Annotated in this window: 9 protein-coding genes, 3 tRNA genes, 1 other RNA gene and 1 pseudogene; 1 reads left to right on the top strand and 13 read right to left on the bottom strand. The window is 47.4% G+C overall.

Features of this window, described 5'->3' with window-relative positions; genetic code table 11:
* Positions 1 to 91: 91 nt before the first annotated feature.
* The 3 genes from DW922_RS03235 to DW922_RS03225 form a co-directional block, all read right to left on the bottom strand.
* Positions 92 to 175, bottom strand: a tRNA-Leu gene (locus DW922_RS03235).
* A 4-nt stretch (positions 176 to 179) separates the two neighbouring features.
* Positions 180 to 252, bottom strand: a tRNA-Asn gene (locus DW922_RS03230).
* A 30-nt stretch (positions 253 to 282) separates the two neighbouring features.
* A tRNA-Leu gene (locus DW922_RS03225) sits at positions 283 to 366 on the bottom strand.
* Positions 367 to 608: 242 nt separating this feature from the next.
* Here DW922_RS03225 and DW922_RS03220 point away from each other — a divergent pair.
* A complete protein-coding gene (locus DW922_RS03220) occupies positions 609 to 2081 on the top strand; it encodes a sensor domain-containing diguanylate cyclase (protein ID WP_118725766.1) in 1473 nt (490 codons plus the stop codon).
* Positions 2082 to 2146: 65 nt separating this feature from the next.
* On the opposite strand, the gene rplT is transcribed toward DW922_RS03220, so the two are convergent.
* The 10 genes and pseudogenes from rplT to DW922_RS03170 form a co-directional block, all read right to left on the bottom strand.
* Positions 2147 to 2503, bottom strand: coding sequence for a 50S ribosomal protein L20 (gene rplT, locus DW922_RS03215; protein WP_118529968.1), 357 nt, complete (start codon positions 2501 to 2503; stop codon positions 2147 to 2149).
* 33 nt (positions 2504 to 2536) lie between these two features.
* Positions 2537 to 2734 carry a 50S ribosomal protein L35 gene (rpmI, locus tag DW922_RS03210; RefSeq protein ID WP_118543375.1) on the bottom strand — a complete coding sequence of 66 codons (198 nt, stop codon included), beginning with the start codon at positions 2732 to 2734 and terminating at the stop codon, positions 2537 to 2539.
* Between the two features lie 33 nt (positions 2735 to 2767).
* Positions 2768 to 3262, bottom strand: coding sequence for a translation initiation factor IF-3 (infC, locus tag DW922_RS03205; protein WP_118543374.1), 495 nt, complete (start codon positions 3260 to 3262; stop codon positions 2768 to 2770).
* 278 nt (positions 3263 to 3540) lie between these two features.
* Complete coding sequence (locus DW922_RS03200; protein ID WP_118543373.1) at positions 3541 to 3855, bottom strand: DUF1540 domain-containing protein; 315 nt, start codon at positions 3853 to 3855, stop codon at positions 3541 to 3543.
* A 157-nt stretch (positions 3856 to 4012) separates the two neighbouring features.
* A complete protein-coding gene (gene thrS, locus DW922_RS03195; RefSeq protein WP_118543372.1) occupies positions 4013 to 5950 on the bottom strand; it encodes a threonine--tRNA ligase in 1938 nt (645 codons plus the stop codon).
* A 494-nt stretch (positions 5951 to 6444) separates the two neighbouring features.
* Positions 6445 to 8064 carry a hypothetical protein gene (locus DW922_RS03190; RefSeq protein WP_118725765.1) on the bottom strand — a complete coding sequence of 540 codons (1620 nt, stop codon included), beginning with the start codon at positions 8062 to 8064 and terminating at the stop codon, positions 6445 to 6447.
* A 228-nt stretch (positions 8065 to 8292) separates the two neighbouring features.
* Positions 8293 to 8898: pseudogene (locus tag DW922_RS03185) on the bottom strand (DNA/RNA non-specific endonuclease); the annotation flags it as partial.
* Positions 8899 to 9186: 288 nt separating this feature from the next.
* Positions 9187 to 10182, bottom strand: coding sequence for a DUF5688 family protein (locus DW922_RS03180; protein ID WP_118543369.1), 996 nt, complete (start codon positions 10180 to 10182; stop codon positions 9187 to 9189).
* A 104-nt stretch (positions 10183 to 10286) separates the two neighbouring features.
* Positions 10287 to 10626, bottom strand: a transfer-messenger RNA (tmRNA) gene (ssrA, locus tag DW922_RS03175).
* Positions 10627 to 10813: 187 nt separating this feature from the next.
* On the bottom strand, positions 10814 to 11854 hold the full coding sequence (locus DW922_RS03170) for a branched-chain amino acid aminotransferase (RefSeq protein ID WP_118718436.1): 1041 nt from the start codon (positions 11852 to 11854) through the stop codon (positions 10814 to 10816).
* Between the last annotated feature and the right edge of the window lie 14 nt (positions 11855 to 11868).

The following is an 11868-nucleotide window of genomic DNA, read 5'->3' as shown; positions in this document are numbered from 1 at the left end:
TTTATAGCTTCTCGGAGCGTTCTTGTTTCACAGACCTTGATTTCTCATGAAATGAAAAAAGCGAAGAACCAATTGTTCTTCGCTCTGCTCATGCAGAAGATGGGAGTCGAACCCACAAGGTATTGCTACCACACGGACCTGAACCGTGCGCGTCTGCCAATTCCGCCACTTCTGCAAAACTCCCCGAGTAGGACTTGAACCTACGACAGCGCGGTTAACAGCCGCGTGCTCTACCGACTGAGCTATCGAGGAATGTTCCCGTACCCTCTTTTTAGAAGATACTGCGGGAGATGGGACTTGAACCCACACGACATAACTGCCACTAGATCCTTAGTCTAGCCTGTCTGCCAATTCCAGCACTCCCGCGAACGTTTAATACTATACCACAGTTCCCTGTTTCTGGCAAGCACTTTTTATCATTTTTTGTTTTTTATTTTTTCTTTTTATTTTTTGCCCTTTTTCATTTCATTTCTGCCCTTAAGTTTATCACTTTGGCATACACATTTTTATATTTGTCATCTTTTTCTATGCATTTTGTAGATTTTTTTACACAAACTCGATATAATTGAAGAGAGTTCACAACTTTTTAACGAATGAGGTGACTGTTTATGAAAAAGAAATTCGAGACCCCGCTCCAGGGTTATCTCCCCAGTATCGTAGCCTTCATTGTTGCAACTGTGCTTGGCATTGTTGTTTTTTCCGCAGTTTCCCAACGTGCTGTAGAATCACTGTCCCAGTCAAAGCTGATAACCAATGTTTCCAGGCAGAGCGTACATTTTGAGGATATTCTGGATGTCAACTACCAGTTTCTGGACGGGATCGCAGCACAGATTGGAAAGGACGGCGTACTTCTCTCCCAGGAAAACCGGGATATGCTTTTCTCCATCAAATCCACCACCTCCATCGATCACGTTGCACTGATCGAGCCGGACGGAACCGCGCACTATGAAAATGGGGATGTAAAAGACCTCTCCCACCGCAATTATTTTAAAGAAGGAATCAGTGGCCAGCGGATCTTAAGCGATCCGGTCCAAAGCAGTGTCGACCATGAGACCCGTGTGATCCTTGGCGTTCCGGTCCTGCATAACAGCTCTGTCATCGGGGTTTTAGGCACTTCCTATAATATTACCGCATTGAACCACTTAATGTTCGACGATCTGTTCGGAAGCCAGGGCTTTTGCATCATCATCGATGAACAGGGAAATATCATCACCCTGGACGGTAATGCCGATACACAGAAAATCACCTACACCGATAATTTCTTTGACTTTTACAGCAAATGGGATTTTCGCAGCAACGATTCTCTTCAAAAAATCCGCGACGCCTTCCAGTCCCAGTCTGAAGGCATTTTAAAGTTGATCCAGCCAGAGGACCCGACTTCCAGCCGCTATATTGCGTACACGCCACTCCACTTAAACAACTGGATGATGTGCTACGTCATTCCCGTATCCATTGCCAACCAAAGCTACGAATTCATCCACGATTATGAGCTTGCGTTGAATTGCTATTTCATGCTCCTGGTTCTTCTTCTGGTCTGCCGCATTGCCATGATCCATACCAGAGACCGGAGGGAGCTTGTATACTCCGCCCAGATCGATGGTCTGACTTCTCTTTATAATAAGGAACACACCCCGCCTGTCATCGATGCATTTCTCCGGACAGGCAGCCCGGATTCGCTCCACGCCTTTCTGATTCTCGATATCGACAAATTTAAGGATGTAAACGATACCTGGGGACACGCAGTCGGCGATGTGATCCTTCAGCGCGTAGGCGCATTTTTAAAAGCACAGTTCCGCGATGAGGACATCATCGGCCGTATCGGCGGTGATGAATTCGTGATCCTCATGAAAAACATCGGTTCCAAAGACATTGCCCTAAAGCGGGTAGAAGCCATGCTCGGCCAGATCCGCGCTGTAAAGCATGCAGAGATGGATAACCAGTCCATTACCTTCAGTGTCGGCCTTGCCTTTAGCCCGGAACAGGGCATCCGTTTCGATGACCTCTACCGCAATGCAGACAAGGCACTTTACCAGACCAAGCGCGGCGGGCGCAATAACTACACTGTCTATGAAAAAGCCTGACGGCAAGCAGCGCAAAAAGGACCGGCAAACGCCGGTCCTCTCTTTATGTTCTTTTATAAAGCCTATTAAGCTAATTTAGCTTTTGCAAGCTCAGCCAGTTTTGCGAAGCCCTCAGCATCGTTGATAGCCATGTCAGACAGAACTTTACGGTTCATCTCAACACCAGCCAGCTTTAAGCCGTACATAAACTTGCTGTAGGACAGACCATTGATACGTGCTGCTGCGTTGATACGAGCGATCCACAGCTGACGGAACTGTCTCTTTCTCTGCTTACGGCCTGCGTAGGAGCTGGTCAGAGCTCTCATTACAGACTGCTTTGCTACTCTATACTGTTTAGAACGTGCTCCTCTGTAGCCTTTAGCCATTTTCAGCACTCTATTGTGTTTCTTCTTTGCGTTCATACCGCCTTTAATTCTTGCCATCGGTTTTTCCTCCTTCTTAATCTAATCAGTCTATTACAGATATGGTAAAATCTTCTTCATTACCTTTGCGTTGGTGGAATCGGTAACGATATCTTTTCTAAGATTTCTCTTTCTCTTGGTAGACTTCTTAGTTAAGATGTGAGATTTGTATGCTTTATTTCTTACCAGCTTACCGGTACCGGTCTTTTTGAAACGTTTTGCAGCTGCTCTGCTTGTTTTTAATTTAGGCATTATAACTTCCTCCTTAATTCTTTCTCTTTGCTTTTACTTCTTGGCAGTCAAAAACATAACCATGCTTCTTCCTTCCACTTTGGAAGGCTTGTCAATGGTTGCAATATCTTTTAAGCTCTCAGCAAAATCGTCCAGAATGTACTTGGACTTGGACATATGCGCCATCTCACGACCACGGAAACGTAAGGTAACTTTGACTTTATCTCCCTTTTCCAGGAATTTCCGTGCTGCGCCCGTTTTTGTATTTAAGTCGTTGGTGTCAATATTCGGAGACAACCGCACTTCCTTAACCTCGATTACCTTCTGTTTTTTTCTAGCTTCTTTCTCTTTTCTTGCCAGTTCGTAACGATATTTACCGTAATCGATAATCTTACAAACCGGTGGCTTCGCCGTCGGAGCAATTTTTACAAGATCCAGTTCTGCGTCCTGAGCCAGCTTAAAGGCCTCTTTCGCAGACATGATTCCTAACTGCTCGCCGTCTGCACCAATCAATCGAACTTCTTTGTCTCTGATCTGTTCGTTAATCATTAACTCGCTAATAGTCGTGCACCCCCATCATAGAATTCTGCATGTTTGTTTTTCTGCATAAAAAAAGTAGATAGAATATTCTACCCACCCTCAAAAGCATCGCATAGGACGTTGTTGCCGCCGCATATACGCATTCTTTGCTATAAACCAGGGTCACTTGCTCGTGCCGAGGTGAGGTGGATACCTACTTTCCTGTGTTGCTCTCACAACTTTCATTACTATACTATGAATCCCCGGAAAAGTCAAGCGTTTTTCCGGGGATTTTTCAAAATAAAATTTTAATTCTTCTCGAATGTAGTACAGAGTGTCTGCTCCGCCCTGCTTGCGCCGTCTCCCGCAATGCCGATATGCTCGGCTGCGCAGCGGTGATTTTCATTGTAAATGCACTGCACTGCCTCGCAGGAAACCTCCAGGCGGCTTTCTGGTGTCTTAAAGACATTTTTAAAGAGACCACCTTTGTTTTCGTCGAAGCTTCCGCAGCAGGTCTGCTCTTTTTCTTTTGCATCATGGCCATCTACCATGATAGCCTGCTTACAGCAGCAGTTATCTGCATTGTGAAGACAGTTTGTTACGTTGCACTCTAATTTCGTCATGGAACCCATACCTCCTGTTTCTTATTTTAAATAATTCCACAGGACTAGTATGGACTTTTTCATTAAAAAAATACGTTGCTGCTCACACATCACGCAAACAACAACGTATTTTTTATTTCTGCACTAGCATTGTACCGGCATTATTTTTGTTCCGGTATTATTTCTGCTCTGGTTTTACTTCCACAGCACGTACTTCTCTGGAAGCAATTTCCTTTTTGATGTCTTCAATGAAGCTCTCTAAGGACTTCTGTCCCTCATCGCCTTTGAAACGGCTGCGGACAGATACAACGCCCTCTTCCTCTTCCTTCTGGCCTACGACCAGCATGTACGGAATCTTGTTCTTCTGTGCTTCGCGGATCTTGTAGCCGATCTTCTCGGAACGGGTATCTACCTCAGTGCGGATATCAGCAGCATCCAGGGCAGCCTTTACCTTCTCTGCATAATCCATGTACTTATCAGAGATCGGCAGTACTTTTACCTGTACCGGAGCCAGCCAGGTCGGGAATGCACCTGCGAAATGCTCGATCAGGATACCGATGAAACGCTCGATAGAACCGAATGCTACACGGTGGATCATGATCGGACGATGTTTCTCGCCGTCTGCACCAATGTACTCCAGCTCAAAGCGCTGCGGAAGCTGGAAGTCAAGCTGGATGGTACCGCACTGCCAGGTTCTTCCGATCGCATCTACCAGGTGGAAGTCGATCTTCGGGCCGTAGAATGCGCCGTCACCTTCATTTACCACATAATCCAGGCCCATCTCATCCAGGGCATTTCTCAGACCGTCTGTAGCCATCTCCCAGTCTTCGTCACTTCCCATGCTGTCTTCCGGACGGGTAGAAAGCTCTACATGATATTTGAAACCGAACAGTTTATATACGCTGTCGATCAGCTGTGCAACGCCCTTGATCTCGTCCTTGATCTGCTCCGGAGTCATGAAGATGTGTGCATCGTCCTGAGTAAAGCAGCGTACACGCATCAGGCCGTGAAGCTGGCCAGATTTCTCATGACGGTGAACCAGTCCAAGCTCGCCCATACGGAGCGGAAGATCACGGTAAGAACGCGGCTCAGATGCATAAACCAGAACGCCGCCCGGGCAGTTCATCGGTTTGATCGCATAATCCTGGTCATCGATAACAGTTGTGTACATGTTATCCTTATAATGATCCCAGTGACCAGAGGTCTCCCACAGGCTTCTGTTTAAGATGACCGGAGTGGAAATCTCTACATAACCAGCCTTCTTGTGGATCTCTCTCCAATACTCTAACAGAGTGTTCTTTAATACCATGCCCTTCGGTAAGAAGAACGGGAAGCCAGGACCAGCCTCGTGCATCATGAACAAGCCAAGCTCTTTTCCCAGTTTTCTGTGGTCACGTTTCTTTGCTTCCTCGATCATGGTTAAGTATGCTTCCAGCTCTTCCTTCTTTGCAAATGCGGTAGCGTAGATACGGGTCAGCATCTTGTTGTGCTCGTTTCCTCTCCAGTATGCACCGGCAATGCTGGTCAGCTTGTAAGCCTTTCCGACCTCTTTGGTGTTCATTAAGTGCGGACCTGCGCAAAGATCGGTAAACTCACCCTGCTTGTAGAAGCTGATCTCTTCGCCTTCCGGAAGATCCTCGATCAGTTCAACTTTGTACGGCTCCTCTTTCTCTTTCATGAGTGCCAGTGCCTCTTCTCTCGGAAGAGTGAAACGCTCCAGCGGAAGTGCCTCTTTGATGATCTTTTTCATCTCAGCTTCGATCTTTTCGAGATCTTCTGCAGTGATCGGGGTCTCAAAATCGATGTCGTAGTAAAAACCATCTGCGATAGACGGACCGATTGCCAGCTTTGCGCTCGGATACAGTCTCTTGATCGCCTGGGCCATAACATGGCTTGCGGTGTGACGAAGTGCTGCAAGTCCTGCCTCATCCTTTGCAGTCAGGATATTCAGCTCGCAGTCCTTGTCGATAACGGTACGCAGATCTTCGGTCTCGCCGTTTACCTCGCCGGCACATGCAACACGTGCCAGTCCTTCGCTGATGTCACGGGCAATATCGATAATGGACATAGCCTGTGCATACTCTTTTTTGCTTCCATCTTTTAATGTGATGATCATGCTTTTTTCCTCCTGGTATTTTTTCTTATGATACAAGGGACGATAAGTTTTAGCAAGCGATGCAAAAGCTTTTTGCATCTTGAAATAAAAAAGCCCCTTGCCTGATGTGTTTTCACACACCGGACAAGGGACGATAATTCATTTATCGCGGTTCCACCCTGTTTGCTGCCTGAATGTAAATTCACACAGCCGCTTCATTCTGATGGTAACGGAATCACCGGATCCGATTAAGGACCACTCCGAGCTGGTTTTCCTGCCGGCCTTCCCATAAGATGCTCACACCCTTTGCACCTCTCTCTGAATGGCTCTGCCGAAGTACTCTTCTCATCAACGTGTTCGTAAATATGAAACTTTTCTCATATCTGTCACTGATTATAGCACGGCCGGAAAATATGTCAAGCATAAAAATTTTGCAAAAGTCGTTCTTGCAAAAGTCATTCCAAAACGTTTGGAAAGGTGTCCGGAAATTTTCTTTGAAGCTGGCAGAATCTTTCTTAGTTCATGCTCGCATTCAGGGAGCGCATGGCCCCAAGACAGCTGAGCGCATTGCCATCCACATCATATAGCTGGCCATCCTGCACAAAATTGTATACATGAACATTGTCCAGATATACGTCACCATCTGTTTCAAAGGTTACATCATAGAATCCTTTGCGCCCAAGATTCAAGTCATACTGCTTTGGTCCGTTTACTTCCACCGTCTGGCTCATGGAGCCAAGCTTTACCGTCAGCGTCACAGGCTCATCACTGTCTGCTGTAAAACGCACATGGCCATCGTGGGTAGAGCGCCCTCCGATCCGGTGTCCGACTTTCTGCGACAGCTTACCGCCTTTCTGTAAAAAGAGCTGGCTGCTGCCATTACGTTCCTTCACAGCACCGCTACGCACCTCCCAGCCACGGGTACCAAGGGCAAACTGGTGATTATAAACCGGATTATTCGTATAATTCCGGTAAGTCCAGACCGCATACCCGTTTGTATAGGTGCGGAGCGTATCCGGGATACCGGTAAGGTATGCGCCCCGGTGGCTTTCCGCCAGCCGCGCATTCTGTTCAAACCCTTCGGTTGCATCCATGTAAAGAAGCTGGTCAACGAAGACCGGCTTTCCCCCATTATTAGAACGGACGATAGAAAGCTGCTCATTCATAGTCCGGATTGCTTCCTGTGCGGAGATCACGGCACCGAAGCTCTGCCCCATGGAAACGCTATACATCAACGCTGTGTGATCTGCATCCTTGCAGGAGAAGGTACTGTAATGTGCCGCTCCAGCCTGGCCACTTCCATCGTTTGCATCGACCGGGTCAACATCCAGCCGGACCTCCATGGAAAGATTGGGGAAAACCTTCTGGGTATTCTCTAAAAGATCATTTAAGAAATCATCGTAAAATTCATAAAACAGCTTATACGCATAGCTGGTTCTGGATGGAATATAAATATCGTCAAAGCTGGCAAAACGTTCCGCCGGCTGGTAGTAGCCATTTATCTGTTTTAAAGAGTAATGCTTTTTCAGCCATGCCTGATATCCACAGTTCTTTGCTGCTTCCCTGCTGTTTGCACCCTTTCCCAGGTTTGCCGCATCCTCCACATAGTTCCAGAAATCCTCCCAGGTGATAAAACCGCCATGAAAATTGGAATGCGCCGATGCCGTCCGGTAGATCTGCTTTGCGTATGCCAACCAGGCTGCACGGGTAGAAGCATCCTTTAACAGTTCTTTGTACCGGGTCGTAGCTACATCATCTGAATAGTAATCCCAGACATAGCCGATTCTCAGCTCCACCATAAGTCCCTTTGCCTGCGCAGCGGACATTACTTTATCCAGTTTCTGGAAGGCATAACGGTTATAAGAGATTGGAAGCACGCCCGGCTGAAATTCGCGCCACGGGATCACCAGCACAATGCTGTTGAACCCATCTGCCGCAATCTGCGCCAGCTCCTCCTCCATGTGATCACTTTCCGAATTCCAGAAATTGCTTACCCAGGCATCCGACACATACGTCGCCGCTTTTAAATAGGAAGATGATGCTTCACTTTGAATTCCAGATACCGTAATCGCTGCCGCGGCCGCAAGCGCTGTCATGCTCATTCCAAGCGTACGGACCAGACTTTTCTTTTTCATATGTATGTAACCCCGCCATTTATGTTTCTTCATAACTGTTCCATAGCTTCACAGTCACATGTTTATTTTGCGTAACGTTTTTCGTCGCTCTTACGCAAAAACCAGGTTACATTGTAACACAGTTGTATCGCATCCGTCAACGAAGCGGCAATGAACGGGCGTGATGTTGCTATTCTCACATAAGTATCCATCAACGGGATTTTCTGGCTAACAGCAGCATTATTCTGCCGCTTGATTCTCCCCGGTCGCATAATCGATCACGACACCCGGCTGCACATTATAAACGTAAACGCAGTATTCTACCCCCGCGCCTTCATCCTCTACGGATTCCGCTTCCATCAGCACACCGGATGCGACCAGGTTGTCCTCCTCAAACACCGGAGTCACACGGTACAGCACATGGTTTTCTGTTTCCTTTACATAGTCTGCCACCAGATTTTCAAATGGCAGCATGCCATCTACGTTCAGGTAACGGGTACCGGTGATCAGATTTTTCTCATTCGCATTCTCCGCCGTCAGCTGGTATCCGATCAGGTGGCAGCGGTTGTAGAGATGTTTTCCATCGACAAACTCATATTCCGAAGTCTGCCAGCCTGTGGGCTTCACCTTACTGATGGAACCGCGTTTTTCCGTCGGCATCAGATCGGTTCCTACGCTGGAATAGGCAGTACCGCAGCGTCCCAGCTCATCTAAGTCGCTGTAATACTCAAATGATTCGCTCGTCAGATCCGATTCGGTAAAGTATGGAACGTTTCCATTCACAACCGCATAAGGATCACCGGAATAAGGCGGGATAGCCACCAGATCCACATAAACTTCTACGCCAGCACCAATCTGAACACCGGAAGGATTTTCCACATCATACGTCTGCTGTCCCGGTGCAGAATTTCCCTGTCCCTGCACAGATGTTTCCGCAGTCGTCTCATATGCATCAAGAACCCGTTCTGCTGCCTGTTCCAGCCGCCCAATGTCTTTCTGGCTGACACCGATCGCCGCGAGAATGATCGCCACAGCTGCAAGCACTGCTGCTCTGCCCTTTTTCCCCTGTTTTGCCTTTTGATAACGCTTCACTCCGCGTTTTGCCTGATTATAAACATTCTTTTTTCTGCCCATATTACTTCCTTACAATTCCAGTTCTTTTAATTCTCCCGTTTCGGCCTGATAACGATAGACCTTTCTGCTCAGAATTTCTTCTTTCTTGTTCATGTAGCGGTTCATCTGCTTGATCCGTTCCAGGATTTCCCGCGGGGTCGTACTGCCCACCGGATGAATATGAAACTCATGGATTCCCGTAAATGCAACATAATAATCCCCGCCAGCCATCTCAGCCAGTTTCTTCTGTACGCCCGGATACCAGAAACTGATCGCGCCATTCACACTCGGATATGTCGTAAATATGCTGCTGTTCATCCCGGCTGCAAGTCTGCTTTTTGCTCCTACCGACATGTACGCACCGGTCTGATACTTCGGATTTGCAGACTCTGCCGGACTGTTGTACATTCTTGGCACGGAACGAATGTTGGTATTGATCAGTGCCGTCTCCATGAGTTCTTCGGTACTCTTTTCCCATTTTTCTGCAATTTCTTTTTGGATCTTCGTCGTTGTGAGGCCAAACTCACTGCTGTCTGAGAGCAGCAGATATAAAACCAGCGCCATATCTCCAACCTGTCTGTATATGCAGTGTTTCAATGCATACTTGTTGTCTGTATAATTCAGCGGGCGCAAAATCAGCCTGCCTTTGATCTGGTCATACTGATCGATCACACTGCTGATGTCTTTGATGTCGATGTTTTTCGCGCAGCGCATATTCGCCTCCACAATTTTCCAGATGAAGTCCCATCCTGCTTCCTGAAAGCTCTCGTAAAGGTACTTCATCTCAAATCTGGCTTCGCCGCCCTCCGTTTTATCTACCGGCGCGATCCGCAGAAAATCTCCAATCAGCGTATCGCTCTCTGTCTGGCTGTATTTATCATTCGTTGCCCGGATAAAAGCACCTTCCTCTGGATTTTCAGAAACCGCCCCATCTTCAAACAGCTTAAACTTCCAGATGTTTTCCATGCCTGCCATCTTTTCCGTAAGCCGCTTCATAAACTCTGTTTTAAATTCCTCATAGTTCATACCGTCTTCTCCTTTTCGTTTTCTATATTTCATTATGCAGAACTCACGTTCTTTTTTCCACTGTTTCTTTTGATAAAAAAAGCCGCGTAAATACGCGGCTTTTAGCGTGGAGCTGAGGGGAATCGAACCCCTGTCCGAAAATCAATTCCCTGTTCTTCTACTATCATAGTCTGTTATTTGACATTCCCTCTGCCGCGCGAAAACAGACACCCTCGCAGTTTCAGTAGCTTCATGATACGCCCATGCACGCAAAGCTTAATACATGTCGTTTCTCACATAGTCGATGCCAGACTCTTAATGTGTGAGTGCACTAAGGCTGACAGCAGCCATTAGGCTGCGTATGCTAAATTATCTTCAGCGTTTAATTTTAATTTTGCCGTTTAACGCACCGCATGCGGATAGCTTCACCAGCTGCATGACCCCCGTCGAAACCAGTACAACCCCTTACTGGCTCACCGTGACTCAGCGGTGATACATAACAAATACCTGCTGCAGGCGCATCGCAAAGAAGTGAAACCGCCGCTGCAAGTATGTGATATTGTAACACCCGGATCCGTTTTTGTCAACGAGATCCGGGTGTCTAAATTTTCAACTTCTGGTTTAAAAATCAAATGCCTCTTGCCTGATTTTCTTATTTGATCTTGTGGATCCAGCCTTCCGGAGCTTCGATCTTACCCATCTGGATGCCGGTTAAGGTATCATACAGCTTCTGGGTAACCGGTCCCATCTTCTCCATGCCGCTCGGGAAGCAGATCTCTTTGCCGTGGTCTACTACCTTGCCTACCGGAGAGATAACGGCTGCAGTACCGCACAGGCCGCACTCTGCGAAATCGCCAAGCTCAGACAGCTTTACCGGGCGCTGGGTTACCTTCATGCCGAGGTAATGCTCTGCTACATAAACCAGGGAACGTCTGGTAATGGACGGCAGAATGGAATCAGACTTCGGAGTTACAAGCTCGCCATCTTTGGTTACAAATAAGAAGTTTGCACCACCAGTCTCCTCTACATAGGTTCTGGTTGCCGGATCCAGGAACATGTTCTCATCGAATCCGTTGTCATGTGCAACCTCATGTGCGTGTAAGCTCATTGCATAGTTTAAACCAGCTTTTACATGACCGGTTCCGTGAGGTGCAGCACGGTCGAAGTCGCTGACGCAGATGGTGATCGGCTTTGCGCCGCCCTTGAAGTACGGGCCTACCGGAGTTACCAGAATACGGAACTGATACTCGTTAGATGGTTTTACACCGATAACCGGTCCTGATGCAAACATGTACGGGCGGATGTAAAGGGTTGCTCCGCTGCCATACGGCGGTACCCATGCCTCGTTTGCCTTTACGACTTTATCGAGTGCTTCCATGAAGCGCTCTTTCGGGAACTGCGGCATCTCCAGTCTTGCGCAGGAGTCCATCATACGCTCTGCGTTTAAGTCCGGGCGGAAGGTTACGATGCTGCCATCCTCGGTGGTGTATGCCTTTAAGCCCTCAAAGCACTCCTGACAATACTGCAGAATGCCTGCGCACTCATTGATTACTACGTTTGGATCCTCGGTCAGGGTTCCCTCGTCCCACTTTCCGTCTTTATAGTTTGACACATAACGGTAGTCAGTTGTTACATAGCTGAATCCGATATTTCCCCAGTCAAGATTTTTCTTTTCCATTGTCTTATCCTCCATCTCTGGTTTCCCAT

Origin of the sequence: Clostridium sp. AM42-4 (assembly GCF_003480105.1) — a bacterium.
Lineage (GTDB): Bacteria > Bacillota > Clostridia > Lachnospirales > Lachnospiraceae > Brotaphodocola.
This window is presented reverse-complemented; position numbering and strand designations above follow the sequence as displayed.

Bases quoted from the DNA above. Each gene is read 5' to 3' on its own strand.
- DW922_RS03220 (WP_118725766.1), top strand. From the start codon at position 609: ATGAAAAAGAAATTCGAGACCCCGCTCCAGGGTTATCTCCCCAGTATC.
- rplT (WP_118529968.1), bottom strand. From the start codon at position 2,503: ATGGCAAGAATTAAAGGCGGTATGAACGCAAAGAAGAAACACAATAGA.
- rpmI (WP_118543375.1), bottom strand. From the start codon at position 2,734: ATGCCTAAATTAAAAACAAGCAGAGCAGCTGCAAAACGTTTCAAAAAG.
- infC (WP_118543374.1), bottom strand. From the start codon at position 3,262: ATGATTAACGAACAGATCAGAGACAAAGAAGTTCGATTGATTGGTGCA.
- DW922_RS03200 (WP_118543373.1), bottom strand. From the start codon at position 3,855: ATGACGAAATTAGAGTGCAACGTAACAAACTGTCTTCACAATGCAGAT.
- thrS (WP_118543372.1), bottom strand. From the start codon at position 5,950: ATGATCATCACATTAAAAGATGGAAGCAAAAAAGAGTATGCACAGGCT.
- DW922_RS03190 (WP_118725765.1), bottom strand. From the start codon at position 8,064: ATGAAAAAGAAAAGTCTGGTCCGTACGCTTGGAATGAGCATGACAGCG.
- DW922_RS03180 (WP_118543369.1), bottom strand. From the start codon at position 10,182: ATGAACTATGAGGAATTTAAAACAGAGTTTATGAAGCGGCTTACGGAA.
- DW922_RS03170 (WP_118718436.1), bottom strand. From the start codon at position 11,854: ATGGAGGATAAGACAATGGAAAAGAAAAATCTTGACTGGGGAAATATC.